At 68.7% G+C, this 16,664-nt stretch carries 19 protein-coding genes and 2 pseudogenes; 16 read left to right on the forward strand and 5 right to left on the reverse strand.

Annotated features, from left to right (window positions below):
* The first annotated feature begins 42 nt into the window (after positions 1-42).
* From ABD830_RS15170 to ABD830_RS15180, 3 genes are read left to right on the forward strand one after another with little or no spacing between them, the layout of a single operon-like run.
* Positions 43-1,005 carry a thiamine pyrophosphate-dependent dehydrogenase E1 component subunit alpha gene (locus ABD830_RS15170; protein ID WP_344987446.1) on the forward strand — a complete coding sequence of 321 codons (963 nt, stop codon included), beginning with the start codon at positions 43-45 and terminating at the stop codon, positions 1,003-1,005.
* A complete protein-coding gene (locus ABD830_RS15175) occupies positions 998-1,984 on the forward strand; it encodes an alpha-ketoacid dehydrogenase subunit beta (RefSeq protein ID WP_344987447.1) in 987 nt (328 codons plus the stop codon). Before ABD830_RS15170 ends, ABD830_RS15175 begins: the two co-directional genes overlap by 8 nt.
* Positions 1,981-2,757 (forward strand): SDR family NAD(P)-dependent oxidoreductase, encoded by a 777-nt coding sequence (locus ABD830_RS15180; protein ID WP_344987448.1) that lies wholly within the window; start codon positions 1,981-1,983, stop codon positions 2,755-2,757. Before ABD830_RS15175 ends, ABD830_RS15180 begins: the two co-directional genes overlap by 4 nt.
* Before the next feature lie 4 nt (positions 2,758-2,761).
* Here the strand turns inward: ABD830_RS15180 and ABD830_RS15185 are convergent, their stop codons facing one another.
* Complete coding sequence (locus ABD830_RS15185) at positions 2,762-3,610, reverse strand: IclR family transcriptional regulator (protein WP_344987449.1); 849 nt, start codon at positions 3,608-3,610, stop codon at positions 2,762-2,764.
* A 239-nt stretch (positions 3,611-3,849) separates the two neighbouring features.
* Here ABD830_RS15185 and ABD830_RS15190 point away from each other — a divergent pair, with 239 nt between their 5' ends.
* The 6 genes and pseudogenes from ABD830_RS15190 (at position 3,850) to ABD830_RS15215 (ending at position 9,258) form a co-directional block, all read left to right on the forward strand.
* On the forward strand, positions 3,850-4,959 hold the full coding sequence (locus tag ABD830_RS15190) for an aminotransferase class V-fold PLP-dependent enzyme (protein ID WP_344987450.1): 1,110 nt from the start codon (positions 3,850-3,852) through the stop codon (positions 4,957-4,959).
* Positions 4,956-6,062 carry a M24 family metallopeptidase gene (locus ABD830_RS15195; protein WP_344987451.1) on the forward strand — a complete coding sequence of 369 codons (1,107 nt, stop codon included), beginning with the start codon at positions 4,956-4,958 and terminating at the stop codon, positions 6,060-6,062. Before ABD830_RS15190 ends, ABD830_RS15195 begins: the two co-directional genes overlap by 4 nt.
* A gap of 52 nt (positions 6,063-6,114) precedes the next feature.
* A complete protein-coding gene (locus ABD830_RS15200) occupies positions 6,115-6,534 on the forward strand; it encodes a RidA family protein (RefSeq protein WP_344987452.1) in 420 nt (139 codons plus the stop codon).
* A 686-nt stretch (positions 6,535-7,220) separates the two neighbouring features.
* Positions 7,221-7,511, forward strand: a complete 291-nt coding sequence (locus tag ABD830_RS15205) for a hypothetical protein (protein WP_344987453.1) — start codon at positions 7,221-7,223, stop codon at positions 7,509-7,511.
* Positions 7,512-7,678: 167 nt separating this feature from the next.
* Positions 7,679-8,116 (forward strand): annotated as a pseudogene (locus ABD830_RS15210) (response regulator transcription factor); the annotation flags it as partial.
* On the forward strand, positions 8,113-9,258 hold the full coding sequence (locus tag ABD830_RS15215; RefSeq protein WP_344987454.1) for a HAMP domain-containing sensor histidine kinase: 1,146 nt from the start codon (positions 8,113-8,115) through the stop codon (positions 9,256-9,258). The pseudogene ABD830_RS15210 and the gene ABD830_RS15215, both read left to right, overlap by 4 nt.
* Here the strand turns inward: ABD830_RS15215 and ABD830_RS15220 are convergent.
* Positions 9,250-9,588: a hypothetical protein gene (locus tag ABD830_RS15220; RefSeq protein WP_344987455.1), complete on the reverse strand. Its 339-nt coding sequence runs from the start codon at positions 9,586-9,588 to the stop codon at positions 9,250-9,252. The genes ABD830_RS15215 and ABD830_RS15220 overlap by 9 nt on opposite strands.
* A gap of 38 nt (positions 9,589-9,626) precedes the next feature.
* Here ABD830_RS15220 and ABD830_RS15225 point away from each other — a divergent pair, with 38 nt between their 5' ends.
* Positions 9,627-9,821, forward strand: a complete 195-nt coding sequence (locus ABD830_RS15225) for a hypothetical protein (protein WP_344987456.1) — start codon at positions 9,627-9,629, stop codon at positions 9,819-9,821.
* 278 nt (positions 9,822-10,099) lie between these two features.
* On the opposite strand, the gene ABD830_RS15230 is transcribed toward ABD830_RS15225, so the two are convergent.
* Both ABD830_RS15230 and ABD830_RS15235 read right to left on the reverse strand, forming a co-directional pair.
* Complete coding sequence (locus ABD830_RS15230) at positions 10,100-10,240, reverse strand: hypothetical protein (protein WP_344987457.1); 141 nt, start codon at positions 10,238-10,240, stop codon at positions 10,100-10,102.
* Between the two features lie 77 nt (positions 10,241-10,317).
* Positions 10,318-10,764, reverse strand: a complete 447-nt coding sequence (locus tag ABD830_RS15235) for a VOC family protein (protein ID WP_344987458.1) — start codon at positions 10,762-10,764, stop codon at positions 10,318-10,320.
* A 49-nt stretch (positions 10,765-10,813) separates the two neighbouring features.
* On the opposite strand from ABD830_RS15235, the gene ABD830_RS15240 reads away from it, so the two are divergent.
* The 3 genes from ABD830_RS15240 to ABD830_RS15250 all read left to right on the forward strand — a co-directional run bounded on the left by ABD830_RS15240 (position 10,814) and on the right by ABD830_RS15250 (position 12,908).
* Positions 10,814-11,017, forward strand: a complete 204-nt coding sequence (locus ABD830_RS15240; protein WP_344987459.1) for a helix-turn-helix domain-containing protein — start codon at positions 10,814-10,816, stop codon at positions 11,015-11,017.
* Between the two features lie 41 nt (positions 11,018-11,058).
* On the forward strand, positions 11,059-11,379 hold the full coding sequence (locus ABD830_RS15245) for a hypothetical protein (RefSeq protein WP_344987460.1): 321 nt from the start codon (positions 11,059-11,061) through the stop codon (positions 11,377-11,379).
* A gap of 200 nt (positions 11,380-11,579) precedes the next feature.
* Positions 11,580-12,908: an IS256 family transposase gene (locus tag ABD830_RS15250; RefSeq protein ID WP_425567082.1), complete on the forward strand. Its 1,329-nt coding sequence runs from the start codon at positions 11,580-11,582 to the stop codon at positions 12,906-12,908.
* Positions 12,909-12,980: 72 nt separating this feature from the next.
* Here the strand turns inward: ABD830_RS15250 and ABD830_RS15255 are convergent, their stop codons facing one another.
* Entirely contained in the window at positions 12,981-13,940 is a 960-nt protein-coding gene (locus ABD830_RS15255) for an Lrp/AsnC family transcriptional regulator (RefSeq protein WP_344987461.1), read from the reverse strand.
* 111 nt (positions 13,941-14,051) lie between these two features.
* Here ABD830_RS15255 and ABD830_RS15260 point away from each other — a divergent pair, with 111 nt between their 5' ends.
* The 3 genes and pseudogenes from ABD830_RS15260 to ABD830_RS15270 all read left to right on the forward strand — a co-directional run bounded on the left by ABD830_RS15260 (position 14,052) and on the right by ABD830_RS15270 (position 16,662).
* Complete coding sequence (locus ABD830_RS15260; RefSeq protein WP_344987462.1) at positions 14,052-15,560, forward strand: FAD-dependent monooxygenase; 1,509 nt, start codon at positions 14,052-14,054, stop codon at positions 15,558-15,560.
* Positions 15,538-16,259, forward strand: a pseudogene (locus ABD830_RS15265) (SDR family NAD(P)-dependent oxidoreductase). The gene ABD830_RS15260 and the pseudogene ABD830_RS15265 overlap by 23 nt, the downstream one beginning before the upstream one ends.
* A 46-nt stretch (positions 16,260-16,305) precedes the next feature.
* Positions 16,306-16,662, forward strand: coding sequence for a DoxX family protein (locus ABD830_RS15270; RefSeq protein ID WP_344987463.1), 357 nt, complete (start codon positions 16,306-16,308; stop codon positions 16,660-16,662).
* The last annotated feature ends 2 nt before the right edge of the window (positions 16,663-16,664 follow it).

Raw genomic sequence — 16,664 nt, forward strand, 5'->3', positions numbered from 1 at the left:
TGATCCACAGCGCCGCTACGACTCCTACGAAAGGCGGACGAGTTGTCCCATTCCCTTACCGCAACCGCACTGGCGGATCTGGCCGGCCTGTGGCGGATCCGGTGCTTCGAAGAGACCGTCACCCGATTGCGGGTCGAGGAGCAGATCGTCGGATCGGTTCATCTGTGCATCGGGCAGGAGGCCATACCGGTCGGCGCCTGCGCCGCGCTCGACCTGACCCGTGACGCCGTGTTCGCCACCTACCGCGGCCACGGCTGGGCGCTGGCCTGCGGTGCTGATCCGGCGGCGCTGTTCGCGGAGCTGCTGGGCCGGGAGACGGGCACCAACGGCGGGCGGGCCGGCTCGGCGTACCTGTCGGATCCCGACCACGGCTTCTACGGCGAGAACTCGATCGTGGGAGCGGGCGCCCCCATCGCCGTCGGCGCCGCGCTCGCCGCCAGGTACGACGGCTCCGGACGTGTCGCGCTCACCGTGTTCGGCGACGGAGCGATGAACCAGGGCGCCGTCCACGAGGCCATGAACATGGCCAGCGCCTTTGACCTGCCGGTCGTCTTCCTCGTGGAGAACAACCGGTACTCCGAGCTCACGCCCATCGCCGCGATGGTCAGGAACGCCGACCTGGTCGCGCGGTCCGCCGCGTACGGCATGCCGGGAGCCCGGGTGGACGGCAACGACGTCGACGCCGTCCGGCGGGCGGTCGCGGAGGCCGTGGACACCTGCCGGTCCGGCCGGGGGCCGGTCCTCATCGAGGCGCACACTCAGCGCCTGGTCGGCCACTACATCGGCGACGCCCAGGTGTACCGGCCGCGCGACGAGGTGGAACTCGCCCGGACGGCCGAGCCGATCGTCGTCCTGACGGCCGCCCTGCGCGCGGCAGGTGTCAGCGATGCGGAGCTCACCGGGATCGAGACCCGGGTCCGCGCCGAGATCGAGACCGCGGCGGCCATGGCCCTCGCCGCGCCGCCGGCCGACCCCAATGCTGTGAAGGAGCACGTCTATGGATGAGATCACCTATGCCCAGGCCGTCAACGCCGCGCTGCGTCGCGCCCTCGCGGAGGACCCGAGCACCGTGCTGTTCGGCGAGGACGTCGCCCTCCCCGGTGGGGTCCATGGCGTAACCCGCCGCCTGCATAGGGAGTTCGGCGAGCGCGTGTTCGACACGCCCATCTCCGAGTCGGCCATCCTCGGCGGGGCTGTGGGCGCCGCCATGATGGGGCTCCGGCCCATCGTGGAGATCATGTGGGCGGACTTCGCGTTCGTCGCCTTCGACCAGTTGATCAACCAGGCGGCCAACGTCCGATACGTCTCCCGAGGCCGGTTGACGGCGCCGATGACCGTACGCACCCAGCAGGGCGCGACACCCGGCTCCTGCGCCCAGCACTCGCAGAACGTGGAAGCCCTGTTCGCGCACATCCCCGGCCTGCGGGTATGCCTGCCCGCCACCCCGCAGGACGCCTATGACCTGCTGCTGACCGCGATCGGGTGCGACGACCCGGTCGTCGTCATCGAGAGCCGGGCGCTCTACCACTCGCTCAAGGGCACCGTCGACCAGGACGGGCCGCGGGCGCCCATCGGCGGCGCGCGCATCCACCGTACGGGCTCCGACATCTCCGTGGTGACCTGGGGGCCGATGCTGCACACCGTCCTGGAGGCCGCCCGGGTTCTGGAGGGTTCCGACATCAGCGTCGAGGTGATCGACGCCCGTTGGCTCAACCCCTTCGACACGGACACCGTCGCGGAGAGCGTCTCGCGTACCGGCCGCCTGGCCGTGGTCCACGAGGCGAACCTGACCGGCGGCTTCGGCGCGGAGATCATCGCGCGTGTGGTCGAGCGCGGCGTGCCGCTGTCGACGCCGCCGCTCCGGGTCGCCACCGATGACCTGCGGATCCCCGCCGCGCCTGGGCTGCAGCAGGCCGCGATCCCCGGCCGTGACGTGGTGGCCCGGCAGCTGCTGTCGATGCTCGCGCCCGGGGTCGCCGCATGACCGGCGGCGCGCGGGTGGCCGTCGTCACCGGCGGCGCCAACGGCATCGGACTGGCGTGCGTGCGACGGCTCTCCGATGACGGTTTCACCGTCGTAGTGGCCGACACGGACGCCGAGGCCGGGGCCCGGGTGACGGCGGAGATCCCGCGCGCCGAGTTCGTCGCCAGTGACGTGCGGGTACGCCAGGACGTCGATCGAGTCGTCGGCACAGCCCTGGAGATCGGCCGGGGGCGGCTCCACGCTCTGGTGAACAACGCCGGCCAGACCGCCCGGGTGCGGTTCGCCGACAGCGACGAGACGACATGGCGGCGACTCCACGACGTGAACCTGCACAGCGTCTTCTCCTTCACGCACGCCTGCCTGGCCGGGCTCACGGCCGGGCGTGGCGCGGTGGTGAGCGTGGCCTCCGTGGCCGGTCTGGTCGGGGCCGAGGATCTGTCGGCCTACAGTTCGGCCAAGGCCGGGATCATCGCGTTGACCAGGTCGCTCGCCCTGGAACACGGCGACGTGATCCGCTTCAACGCCGTGTGCCCCGGACAGATCGCCACCCGGATGATGGCGAGAGTCCAGGCCGACGACGAACTGCGCGCGGCCGTCACGGCACAGATCCCCGCAGGGCGGCTCGGCCGGCCGGAAGAGGTCGCCGGCGTGGTCGCCTGGCTGCTGAGTGATGGGGCCGGCTACGTCAACGGCGTGGCCATCGCGGTGGACGGCGGGGAGAGCGCCGGTTTCCGCCGGCCGAAGCCGGCCGCGGCCGTACGCCGGCGCGGGTAGCCGGTCAGCCGCGGCCGGGCACGGCGAGGTGATGACCGCGCAGGAGGTTTGTCGCGATGGCGGCGACCTCCTGTACCGCGGCGATCAGGTCACGCTGGGTGGCTCTGAACCGCGTGACGGGCACCGACACCGTGTACGAGCCCGCCGGAGCACCATCATGATCGAAGTAGGCGGCGGAGGCGCAGCAGATGCCTTCGCTGAACTCCTCCAGGTCGAGCGCGAAGCCCTGCCGCCGAATGTTGCTGAGCTCCACGGTCAGGCTGTCGACGTCGCCGTGGGTGTGCGCGGTCAGCCGCCGGAGCTCGACCCCGCGGAACATGATCTCGATCTGCTCGCGCGGCAGGTGCGCCAGCACCGCCTTGCAGGAGGCGCGGGCGTGCAGGTCGTCGGTGTAGCCGACGTCGAGGCCGCGCACACCGAGCGCCTGCTCACCGGCGATGAACTGCAACAGGGTGATGACGCCGTGATGCCAGCCGCTGACGTAGGAGGTCTCCCGCGTCCGGGCGTGCAGCCTGGCCAAGACAGCGAACAGCTCGGGAAGGGGCTCGAACCTGGCACCGAGCTGCCTGCCGAGGGCGGCGCCGTGCGGGCCGACGTCGACTCGCCCACCGGGCAGTCGCACGATGTAGCCGGCCGCCTTGAGCGTGCGCAGGATGTGGTAGCAGCGGCCGAGGCTGAGGTCGAGCTGCCGGCTGAGGCTCTTGGCCGTGGCCTGGCCGCCCATGCGGGCGACGGCCTGCAACACGTCGAGACCGCGCAGCAATGTCTGAAGGCTGCCGTCCTCGGCGTAGTCGGCGTCCTCGCTGATCTCGGCGTTCTCGGTGGCGGGCGGCGGTGGGGCTGTGTCGGTCATGCTGGGCTCTCAGGCTGGTGGCTCGGAGGCCGTAGGAGGCCTCTGTCGACAGGGTCCTCGTGGTCGGCGCCCATGACCGTACGCTATGCCGCGAGCCGGCAAATCACGGGACCGTCGAAGCAAGTTTTCGACTATAGCGAAAAAAGGCAAGCGTTCCTTGAGCCGATGCCCTCGGCGAGGGTCATGCTGCCAACCGCCGAACAGGCGTCATACCCACACATCCGCTGAGGAAGGATCACATGCTCAGCTCCGAGCAGTTCCGGTCACACTTCCCCGCGTTGCAGCGCCACGTCTGGCTCGACACGCCGGCGAGCCCGCCCGCCGCGCTCGGCGTCGTGCACGCGCTGCAGGCGGCCCTGGACTCGTGGCTCTACGGGGAGTTCGACTGGCGGGAATGGGACCGCGCCCCCGCCGCCAGCAAGAGATCTGTGGCCCGGTTGCTGGGCATCGCCGAGGAACGGATCGCCGTAATGGGCTCGACCGCCGAGGCCGCCGCGACCGTCGCCAGGTCGTTGCCGCCGGGACGGATCGTGGTGTCCGCCCAGGAGTTCCGGAGCAACCTCTTCCCCTGGTGCCAACTGGAGGCCGCCGGACACGAGGTGGTGCTGGTGCCGCCCAGGGACGGCCACACCCGTACCGAGGACCTCGTGGCCGCGCTTGACACGCGCACCGTCCTGCTCGCCGTCAGCGACGTGTTGTCGATCGACGGCCACCGCGCCGACCTGCCGGCGCTGCGCCAGGCCACCGACGGCGTGGGCGCCCGCCTGTTCGTCGACGCGACCCAGTCGCTCGGCGCGCTCCACCTCGACATGGAGCGGGTGCGTCCCGACTACCTCGCCGTGCACGGCTACAAGTGGATGCTGTGCCCGCGCGGGGCCGCCTGGCTGGTGACAGCGCCCGAGCACATCGACGAACTGGTTCCCCTGCTGCCGAGCTGGAGGTCCACCGAGCCGCCCTACGGGTTCTTCGGCGGGCCGTACGTCCGCGCTGACAGCGCGGCACGCTGCGACACCTCGCCCGCCTGGCTCTCCTGGGTCGGCGCGCTGCCCGCGCTGAACCTCCTGCTCGACCTCGACGCCGAGCAGGTCGAGCGCCATTGCCTACGGTTGGCCGCCGACTTCCGGGCCCACGTGGCCGAGACGAAGGTCGGCACCCCCCTCCCCAGCTCCCAGAGCCACATCGCGGTGGTACGCGTCACCGATCCGGACGCGGTCCGGGCCCGCCTGGCGCGAGACGGCGTCCGCGCGACCCTGCTCGGCGATCGGCTGCGGGTGGGCTTCCACTACTTCAATAACAGCTCCGATGTCGAACGAGTCGCGAACGCGCTGGGAGGTGCGAAGACCGCATGACGACGGCCTTTGCCCCCGGGACCATCGACGACACCGCAGTCGTGGCGAGCGCCGCCAGGCGCGCCCAACTGCAGGAGCACCTCCGTCGGCTGGATGTCCAGGGGGCCCTTGTGTGCTCCCGCAGGCGGTCGGCCGTCACCTGGCTGACCGGCTACGCGCCGGGCTTCATCTCCAACAGCGCTGCCCTGTGGCTGCCCGTGGCCGGCCCGCCCACCCTGGGCGTGGAGTTCCCCTTCGAGATTGAGCGCGCGCGCCGGTACGGCCTGCACACCATGCCGATGTCATCCCCGCTCGATCTGGTGCCCGAGGGGATCGATCGGATCGGCCTGCTGGCCGGCGACCTCGTCGTCGACGAGCGGACCCCCGCCCTCCTGGGCGGGCTGGCGAGGAGGCTGATCCGGCATGTCGACCTAGCGGCGTGGGCCCTGGAGACCCGCGAGCGCAAGACTGAGCCGGAGCTGCGGCTGCTCACCCACGCCGCCCGCATCGGCGAACTGGCACTGCGCGCCGCGGGAGACACGGCGGTCGTGGGCGAACGGGACTACGAGATCGCCGCGCGAGTCGAGGCGGCGGCCCGCGCCGCGGGAGCGCTGCGTTGCCTGTGCCTGGTCGGCATCGGGGACGGCGCGGTCATCACCGAGGCGTCTGGTGTCACGGTCGGCCCGGGCCAGCAGGTCGGCCTGGAGGTCAGCCTGTACGCCTCCGGCGCGTTCACACACGTCAACACCACCCTCCCGCCCACCACCCCGCGCCCCGTGGACCTCCGGGCGATCGACGCGGCGCGTGCGGCACGCGCGGCGCTGATCGACGCGCTGCGTCCAGGCCGTGCCGTCACGGCGGTGGTCGCGGCGGGCGACGCCGTCCTCGACGAGCACGGGCTGCTCGAGTTCAAGGAGTACGACTTCGGCCACGGGCTGGGCTGCGACACCCCCGAGCACCCGCGCCTGCTCCACGAGACGGACCGCACCATCACCGCGGGCGCCGTCGTCGCCGTCCACGTGGCGATCCGTCGCGCCGGCGGCGAGTCAGCGATGATCGGCGGCCCGGTCGTCATCACCGAGGACGGAGCACGCGAGCTCGTCCCCGACGCGGTGTGGGCATGAACCACATCTCAGTCCCGAGCACGTACCGCACTTGATCAATGAGGTGAGCGAGATGCCCAAGCGCTGGAACCCGGTCGGCGTGCCGACACCCATCGGCAGCTACAGTCACGTGGCCACAGTGCCGGAGAACACCACGCTGGTGTTCGTCTCGGGACAGGTGGGGAACCTGCGAGACGGCTCACTCGCGGGCCCGGATGCGCAGTCGCAGACCCGGCAGGTGTTCGCCAATCTGCGGTCCGTACTCGACGAGTTCTGGGCGACGCCGGACGATGTGGTGAAGCTGCTGACCTTCATATCGGGCACCGAGCATCTGCCTGGCTTCTTCGCCGCCCGGAACGAGGTTTTCGCCGAGTGGTATCCCGACGGCGACGTCCCGGCGCACTCCCTGGCCGTCGTCGCCGCACTCGCCGCCCCGGAGCTCACCGTGGAGATCGAGGCCGTCATCGCAGTACGTGGCGACGCCCGAGCATGAGCGCCGGACGTGCCGCCCTGCTGACCGGGGCCGCCGACGGCATCGGGCAGGCGGTCATGGACTCGCTGCGCAGCGCGGAACGCAGACCTGGAACCGTTCGGCAGGCTGCTCCGGCAGTACCGGGTCGAGACCTTCCGCGAACCGCTCGGCGGTTGGCTGTTGCGGGAGGACGAGACCTGGACCCATTGGACGATGACGTCGCAGAGGGCTCGCACCGGGCGGCCGGCGGGCCGGTCGTCGGGGCTTGCCGGACCTACCGACTGTTCATTGGCGGCAGGCCCGCAGCACTCATCGGGGAGCTCTTCGCAGTGGTCTGCTTCGTACGCGACCGTTGACCACCCTCGTCAGCCCCATGCTCATTTCACCGGCGCCGCACGGCTCCGCCAAAGGAAAGACATTGACATGAAGAGAACACACATCAGCAAGGGTGCTTGGTGATCGCCCGGATTCGTGAGCGCAACGAGATTGTGTTCTTCACCTTCCTCTCGCAGGTGCACGTGGGACTTGCCGGCTCCTGGTGGCTGCTGGTCATTGTCCGGGGTGTGGCCGGCCGTACTGACCGTCCTGATAGGGCAGCTGGTCGGGCGCCGTGGAACAGGATCTGCCACTCACGCAGCCATTGGTCGCGACCGGGGCGGCGTTCGTACTGATCCAGTTGTGCCCGCGGCTTCATACGCGAGGACTCCTTGCTGACGGTGCTCGACGAGCCGACGTCCGCGATGGACGTGGAGGCGGAACACGCCCTCTTCGCGCGGTACGCCGCCCTGGCACGGTCAAGCGCAGAGGCCAGTATCGGTGGGATCACGCCGCTGGTTTCACACCCGTTCTCAACAGTGCGAATGGCGGATCTGATCATCATGCTCGACGGATCGCATCTCGTGGAGCAGGGCTCTCATGAGGAGCTCATGGCCAAGGACGGGCACTACGCGGAGCTCTACAAGATCCAGGCTGCTGCCTATCACAAGGGCCTGGTCTGATTCATCCCCCTGACGGAAAGGCCGCAATGGCGGACTATCGACTGGACACACTGGACGGCACGCGGATCTTGATGACCGGACACTCCGGCTTTCTCGGTTCCTGGCTTGCCGGCATGGCCGCGAGACTTGGCGCAACGGTCGTCGGCTTGGAATGGGGCTGGCTGGTGCGGGTGCTCATGCTGACCGCCGCGGGCGACGTGCGGGCCCGGGTGGCCGGGCTGTCGCTGGGGGCCGACGACTACCTGCCCAAGCCGTTCGCGTTCGAGGAGCTGGTGGCCCGGGTGCACGCGCTCGGGCGGCGGGCCAGACGGGCCGACCCGCCGATGCTGGAGCGGGCGGGGGTGCGGCTGGACTGGGCGCACCGGCAGGTGTTCAGGGAGGGCAGGTACGTGCCGCTCGCCCGCAAGGAGTTCGGCCTGCTGGCCGAGCTGCTGCGCGCCCAGGGCGCGGTGGTCTCGGCCGAGACGCTGCTGGAGAAGGTGTGGGACGAGCACATCGACCCGTTCACGAACACGGTGCGCACGACGATGATGAAACTGCGCAAGAAGCTAGGCGAGCCCCAGGTCATCGAGACCGTGCCGGGACCGGGATATCGCATCCCATGAGCATGCGCCTGCGGTTCGCGCTGGCCTGCGCGGGCGTCTTCTTCGTGATCGGCACTCTCGCCGTGACCGCTGTCTTCTTCGTCGCCCGGACGACCCTGCAGTACCGGGCGTCGGTGTTCACCCCCCAGAACGCCTTCTGGTCGACTGAACCCGAGGACTACGAGCTCGCCCGGAGCTTCGGGCTCGCGGTGCACGCCACCTACCGGACCGACGTCCTCGACAACCTGCGTAACGCCGGTGTGCTGGCCGTGCTCGGCGGCACGGGGCTGGCGTTCGGGGCCGGCTGGCGGACGGCCGGCATGGTGCTCATCCCGCTCAGGAACGTCACCGACACCGCCCGCCGCATCGTCCAGAATCACGACCTGAGCGAGCGCATCGGGTACAAGGGCTCGCGCGACGAGATCAAGGAGCTGACCGACAGCTACGACGTGATGCTCGACCGCCTCGCGCGCTCGTTCGACGGGCAGCGCAGGTTCGTCGCGAACGCCTCGCACGAGCTGCGCACCCCGCTCACCATCAACAGGACGCTCGTGGACGTCGCCGTGCGCCGGCCGGACGCGACCGAGGACGTCAAGCGGCTCGGCGAGTCGCTGCTGCTGGTCAACGCCCGCCACGAGCGACTCATCGACGGCCTGCTGGCGCTGACCGAGGGCGAGCGGGCGGTGCTGGACCGGCGGCCGTTCGACCTGACGGACGTGGCCGAGCACGTGCTGGACCAGGCGGCGGCCGAGGCGGCCGAGCGGGAGGTGACCATGCACCGGCTGCTCGACCCCGCTCCGACGGCGGGCGAGGCGGTGCTGGTGGAGCGGCTGGTGCAGAACCTCGTGGAGAACGCCATCAGGCACAACCACCCGAAGGGCGAGGTGTGGGTGACGACCCGGCGGCGGGCCGACCGGGTCGAGCTGGTCGTGGCCAACACGGGGCTGCAGGTGCCGCCGTACGAGATCGAAACGATCTTCGAGCCGTTCCGGCGGCTGCACGGCGACCGGCTCCGCTCGGACCGGGGCAGCGGGCTGGGCCTGTCGATCGTACGGGTGATCACGGAGGCGCACGGCGGCACGGTCACGGCCACGCCCAGGGACGAGGGCGGGCTGACGATCACCGTCGAGCTGCCCGTCCACGCCGAGGGCGGCTCAGTCTAGACCCTGGATCTCCCAGAGCGCCGTCTCCGGAATGCCGGCCTTGACGAGCAGCTCCCACGTGCCCATCCGGTCGGCCGGGTCGGCGAGCATGGCGCGCAGCAGCGGCCGCAGCTGCGCGTGGTCGGCCCCGTCCTCGGCCCACATCGCCCCGAGCGCCCGGTGCATGGCGGGCGAGCGCACGGCGACCGTCCGCACCAGCTCCTCCAGGATCGCCAGGCGGTCCCGGTACGGCAGGAAGCGGCCCTCCCCCAGGGCCCGCACCAGCAGGTCGAGCAGCCGCCGGTGGCGGGGCGAGTGGCCGGTGGCGACCGCGACGACGACGTCGCCCATGCCGCCGGTCTCCGCCGCCTCCGAGCACGACGTCCTCCTTGCCGTCCTCGACCACGCGGTGCGCCGCCAGCGCGGTGACCAGCCCGGTCCAGCCCTCCTGCCCGAGCTGCCCCTTCCACAGGTGGCTAAGCGAGGACCACTGCTCCAAGTGGTCGGGGCCGGGCAGGATCGACGAGACGCGGACCGGCTCCTCCGACGCGCAGACGATCAGCAGGGTCAGGTTCGCCGAGTAGGCGGCCAGCCGGCGGGTCAGCGTGTGGCGTACCGGCCTGAACCCGGCAGGCGCCGGGCGATGGTGCCATCCCGGTCACCGCGGCCACCGCTTCTTTTAGCTCCCGGCGCGGCACGATCGCATCGATCGCCTCCCACAACTGCTCCAGCCCCAGTTCCTCGCCATACTCGGTGATCTCCAGCAGTGTCGCCACCGCGGCGGCCAGGATGGCCGAGGGCCGGACCGGCTTGGGGTGCTGGCGGGCTCGCTCCTTGTCGGTGGCGCTCTCGGCCTTCTGTCTCAGTCATCCTGGCGAAAGATGATCGCGGTGCCCAGGGCAGCGGAGGCGGGCACGAACATCTCTCCGGGACCAGTTCGGGTGACCGGGATGTCGTTGGCGCGCAGGAACCGCTGGGTGATGGCGATGCCGCGTACCGACACCGTGTAGGCGACGAATGCCGGCAGTGCCGCCGGACGCTCACCGGGCAGCAGCGCGCCGCGCCTGCGCGCGGTACTAGCTAGTGGGCTGTCCCGCGCCTGGCCGAAGTTCTACCGTAGCGTTGCTCCAGCTCGGGCAACGCCGAGTCGGCGACGCACAGCACGCATTCGGCCAGACCGGTTGCACCATTGGGATGGTCGGTGTGCCGCTGGTCCTGGGGCGCTTCGACGGGGGTGTTCTCGGGAAACCCGATCCTGCCTTCTGGCACGCACCCTGCAGGCAGATCGGGATCGGAGATCTCAAGGTAGCGAGCGGGCTTCATCTTGGTCCCTGCGCTGGTCTCCACGGGCCGCTGGATGGCGTGCACGCCGCCGTGGCCGACGCCGGTGGCTGCCAGCAGCGCGGCGACGCTGTCAATGTCCAGCGCGTTGGCGATCATGATGTGGAGCCCCTGGAAACGCTGGAGAAAGGACGTGATGTTTGCGGCGGTGGCGGCCACCAGCCCCGGCAGCTTGTCGTCGGGCACCTGCAGCGGGATCGGACGGGCTCTGCCGGACACGCGGCCGATCTCGTGGATGGACGGCCACCAACTCGACGAAGTTGCCGGGAAAGTACACGTGGGTGTTGGACACCCCGAACGGCTCGGCAAGGCCTCCCTCAACGCCACCACCGTCGAGCAGATCGCCGAAGCCGCCGAGATATCCCCCGCCACCTTCTTCCGCTACTTCCCGACGAAGGAGCATCTCGTCTCCCTCGATCGTTTCCCACCCCCTCATTGAGGCCCTGGCCTCAAGCCCCCAGCTGCACCGATCACGCCGTCTTGGCGTCCACCAACGTCGCGCGGCGCATCCTCGCCATCCAGACCAGCTGCAAGGCCGCGATGACAACAGCCGTCGACCAACTCGGCACCACCAGCCAGTTGGAAGAACTCGGCGGCGTACGCCGCTCCTGGGAGCACCGGTGCGGTCCGACCCTGCCGGCTCGCGAGGAGTTCTACGTCGCCGACCATCAGCCGACCAGCTCGATGACACCGCCTGAGCCAGCAGAAGCTCCTGCCTACGGCCCTGTCGTTCGCTGCCTGGTTTTGTCGGTGACTCACCAGCAAAATCACCTGCCTGTCGCGGCGGGGGTATCACTCTAAGTGTGGAAACGATCACTATGGGTAAATGAGCCAAGGTAGATCATCTTAACGCTTCGGGGGGAGCGTCCATCATGACGAACACGCGGGGATCATCGGCTCTGAGTACCACTTTCACACCAGACCACGAGCAGGCGGGAGGCTTGGCACGGGCTGCTCATCATGGCGGGGAAAAATCCCCCCTTCTTGAAGGTCAGGTGCCGCTGCGGGAGTTGCTCGGCGATCAGGTGCTGGACCTGCTGCTGGAGCGATCGAAAGACGGCAAGGGCGGGCTGCGCCTGACCGGCGAGGGCTCGATGCTGGGCGAGCTGGTCAAAGCGGTGCTGGAACGCGCGCTGGAGGCCGAGCTGTCGAGCCATCTGGGCTATGGCAAGCACGATCCGGTCGGCCACGGGACGGGCAACTCACGTAACGGCAAGATCGGCAAAACCGTGCAGACCGGGGTCGGCCCGGTCCGGCTGGCCGTGCCACGCGATCGGGCCGGCACCTTCGAGCCGGTGCTGGTGCCCAAACGCGCCGGCCGCATCTCCGGCGGCCTGGACGACATGATCATCAGCCTGTACGCGCACGGCATGAGCGTGCGCGACATCCAGCACCACCTGCGCCAGATTTATGAGGTCGAACTGTCGCACGAGGCTATCTCCAACATCACCGACGCCGTGCTGGAAGAAGTCCGCGCCTGGCAGGCACGGCCACTGGAGGCGATCTACCCGGTGGTGTTCCTGGACGCCATCGTGGTCAAAGTGCGCGACAACCACAGCGTGCAGGCCAAACCCGCCTACCTGGCCATCGGCATCGACGCCGACGGCGAAAAGCACGTCCTGGGCATCTGGCTGGCCAAGACCCCGCTCGACCATGCCACCGCCGGCGAGTCGTCCCGATTCTGGAACGCGGTGATGACCGATCTGCGCAACCGCGGCGTGCGCGACATCCTCATCGCCTGCACCGACGGCCTGGCCGGCTTCGAAGACGCCATCCACGCGGCGTTCCCGTACACCACCGTGCAAACCTGCGTCGTTCACATGATCAGGAATGCGCTACGGCCGGTGGCCCGCCGCGACCGCGCGGGGGTGGCCGCCGAACTGAAGAAGATCTACACCGCGCCAAGCGCCGAGGCCGCCTTCGACGCCCTGGCCGACTTCACCGCCTCCGATTGGGGCACGAAATACCCGCAAGCGGCCCGCGTGTTCGAGGCCGCCTGGGACCGGTTCACCCCGTTTTTCGCCTTCTCCCCCGCGGTGCGCAAGCTGCTCTACACCACCAACGGCATCGAGTCCCTGAACTACCAACTGCGCAAGGTCACCAAGGCCCGCGGGCACTTCCCCGGCGACGACGCCGTGGTCAAGCTGCTGTGGCTGGCCATCATCAACATCGAGGACAAACGCGCCCGCGAACGCGCCTCCCACAAGGAGAAAACCGGCAAGATCAAGAACTCGCCCAGCACCGCCCGCCTCATCGAGGGGCAACGCACCATCGGCTGGAGAGAAGCACTCATCGAACTCGATCTCGCCTACCCAGGACGGATCAGGTAAAGAGGGTTCTCCATCACCCAGAAAGGATCTTTACACACTTGAAGTGACAAGCTCGTCGCGGCGGGAGATCTGCTATCGGTTGCTCTTGATGTTGCGTAGGACGGGTCCGGTTTCCAGGTGACGGATGCCGGGGAGCGGGGCGATCTTGCAGGTGAGATAGTCGTACAGGGCTGGCGCGTTGGAGCATGCGACGCTGGCGTAGATGTTGGTCGGGCCGGTGGTGGCTGCGGCGTAGGCGACCTCGGAGTGCCCGGCGAGGGCATTGCCGACAATATCGAGCGCTGCGGGTTCGACAGACAGCCACAGCACGGTCCATGCGGCGATGGCGGGGAACAGTCGGTGGTCGACGTCGATGTCGAAATACAAGGTGCCGCTTTGGGTCAGCTCGGTCAATCGCCGACGTACGGCGTCGCGTGACCAGCGGGTGATGGCGACCAGTTCAGCGAGCCCGGTACGGCCGTCGTCGGCCAAGGCTTGCAGGAGCAGCCGATCCAAGTCATCAAGTGCCCTTGGTCGGCTGATGTGCATGGTGTCGTCTGGCTGAAGTGATCGGATCTGGTCAGGGGTGAGGCCGCTGTGGTCGGCGATCATGCGGTGCAGGCCGCGGGAGAAGGTGCGTAGTAGGTAGTGCGCGGTAACACCTTCGACGCGGGGGGTGCGGGGAAGTAGGTCGAGCAGCAGGGATTCGCTGGTGCCGGTGTGGCTGGTCACCATGCACACGATTTCGGTGCCACCGGAGGTCAGGCGGACCCAGGCGGTGTCGTCGCGTCGGGCCAAGGCGTCGGCTATCGAGGTCGCCGCGATCGGCGCACAGCGTACGCGAAGGAACCACGGGGCGCTGGCGTGCAGGTACGGGTCAGTCAGTCCCCGAACGTGCAGGGTTCCGCTGGAGCGTAGGCGCGTGTAGCGGCGCGCGACGGTCTGGTCCGACACGCCAAGGACGGCGGCGATCCGGCTGAACGGTGCCCGGGGGTTGATCTGCAGCGTGTGGGCGAGTTGACGGTCAAGGTCGTCGAAAGAGTCGGATCTCACTCTGAGGACGGTAAGTCATGTCGAAACCAGCGGTGCTGATCGGGGCTGAGCGGAATCTGCCGCACCCCTTCGGAAGAGTGGAGGTGTCGTCGAGATCAAGGGAGGACCCGTATGACGACGGTGGACGTGATCGTGGTGGGTGCGGGCCCGACGGGGCTGATGACCGCAGCCGAGCTGACGCTGGCCGGGGCACGCCCGATGGTGCTGGACACGTTGCCCGAACGCAATCCGATGTCACGGGCGGGGGTGATCCATTCGCGCACGGCCGAACTGTTCGACCATCGCGGGCTCCTTGAACCGCTGCTGGCGACCGGTGATTTCCCCAGGACGGAGATCGGTCACTTCGCCGGTCTTCCGGTTGACTACCGTGTGTGGCCGACACGCCACCCCGCTTACAACGTTCCGCAGGGCAAGATCGAGGAATTCCTCGAAGCCCGCCTGGTCGGCGGTGGTGTCCCCGTTCTGCGCAGGCAGCAGGTGGTCAACATGACGGCCGATGCCGACGGGGTCACGGTGACGGCTCACGGCCGCGATGGCGTGGTGCGGCACCGCGGGCACTACCTGGTGGCTGCTGACGGCGGGCGCAGCACGATCCGCAAGATCCTCGGCCTGGATTTCCCCGGGCGCCGAGGCACCTCGACCTCAGTGACCGCCGAAACTGTTCTGGCTGGTCCCGGGAGTACCCGGCAGGGACTGATGCGGGGTCGGTCTGGGCACTGGGCCATCCAGTTCCCGTTGGAAGAGCGCGTGCGTCGGCTGGTTGTCAGCGGCCCGGGACCAGCGGTGCCCAAGGACGCCGAGGTGACCGCGGACGAACTGCGTGCCGCGCTGTATGCGGTCTACGGTGATGAGGTCGAGCTTGTCGGAATACGCCGGGCCGCCCGCATCGACGACTCCGCCCGACAGATCACCGCCTATCGCGTGGGACGGGTGTTCTTCGTCGGCGACGCCGCGCACATCCACCTGCCCCTTGCCGGGCAAGGCGTGAACACCGGCCTTGGTGACGCCTTCAATCTCGGGTGGAAGCTGGCCGGCGCGGTGCACGGCTGGGCACCGGACGGGCTGCTGGACACCTATCACACCGAACGGCACCCGGTCGGCGCTCGCGTGCTGGCCAACACCCAGACACAAGGTCTGCTGATGGACTGGGCGGGCACGGACAACCCGGATCTGCCGGCGGCGCGGGGATTGCTCGCCGAACTTCTGCGGGTGCCCGAGGCCATGCGGTGGATGGCGGGGATGATGACCGGGCTGGGCATCCGCTACGACATCGCCGGGGCGGCAGAGGACCCCTTGGTGGGCATGCGCATGCCCGAGTTCGATGTGACCGTGGACGGGGAACGCCACAGGGCGCATTCGCTGCTCTACAGCGGACGCGGGTTGCTGCTCGACTTCACTCGTTCTGAACAGTTTTCGCCACACGCGAGGCTATGGGCCGACCGGATCGACCATATCCATGCCGTCCCTCACGAGGACATCCCGACGAGAGGAATGTTGGTCCGGCCGGACGGCTACGTGTGCTGGACCAGCGGACTCCAGGACCTGGGCAACGCCCTTCGCTCCTGGTTCGGTGCCCCGAACGACGACTTAGTCGCTCGTGACTATCCAGCATTTCAGTGAAGGAGAAGGTTTCTTGCCATGGACCACCCCAGACCGGATCGCCGTCGTCACCGGAAGCGGGCGAAGCATCGGCCGGGCCATCGCCCTGCGCCTGGCCGCTGATGGGGCGAGGGTCGTCATCAATTACAAAAGCAACGCCAAGGCCGCCGGACAGGTTGTATCCGAAATCGAGGCACCGGTGGGCAGGCCATAGTGGTGGAAGCAGACGTGGCCGATCCCGCGCAGCTACGGGCGCTTTTCGAGGCGGCGGAACGCGAGTACGGCGGTCTGGACGTGTTCGTGCACAACGCCTACGGGTACTCGCACGGACCGATCGCCGAGGCAGCGGACGACGACTACACGAACACATTCGCGGCCAATTCCCACACCACGTTCGTCGCGTTCCGGGAGGCGGCGACGCGCGTGCGCGACAACGGCAGGATCGTATACATCTCCTCCGCGGCCACCCGCTGGAAAGACCCGTTCACCGCTCTCTATTCGGCAAGCAAGGCGGCAGGTGAGCAACTGGTACGGGCCTTCGCCCGCGAGGTGGCCCCGCGTGGAATAACCGTCAACAGCGTGTTGCCCGGACCGGTCAACACCGACGCGGTTCAACCTGTGCTGGACATGCTGGCGGACGTTGCGGCATGGAAACCATCACCCCACCTACCCACGCTATGGCGGTGGTCCAACGGCATTTGTCTTGCGTGTCCGACCTGACAACCCGCTCTGAACCCTGTTAGTCCACTCCTCAAGTGAGGATCCCATGTCTGTTGCCTATATCGCAGTAACCCTTTTGACCGCGATCGCAAACTGCTATGCCGCCTACCTGGATTTCTCCGGCAACGAGCAGGTCATCGCCGTCATGAAGATAAAGCGCGTGCCATTGTCATGGATGTTCCCGCTGGGCGCCCTCAAGGCCGCAGGCGCGCTCGGACTGCTGGTCGGCCCCGCCGTGCCATTGATCGGAACGGCCGCTGCGGTCGGGCTTGTCCTGTTCTTCATCTGCGCCCTGGTCGCCCACCTGAGGGTGCGCTACTACAAGCTCGCAAACTGGGCCGCATTCTTTCTTCTAGCCGTGGCCGCGCTGACGGTGAACCTGGCTCACCACAGCCCCTGGTGACC

The sequence above is a fragment of the Nonomuraea helvata genome, assembly GCF_039535785.1.
GTDB lineage: Bacteria > Actinomycetota > Actinomycetes > Streptosporangiales > Streptosporangiaceae > Nonomuraea > Nonomuraea helvata.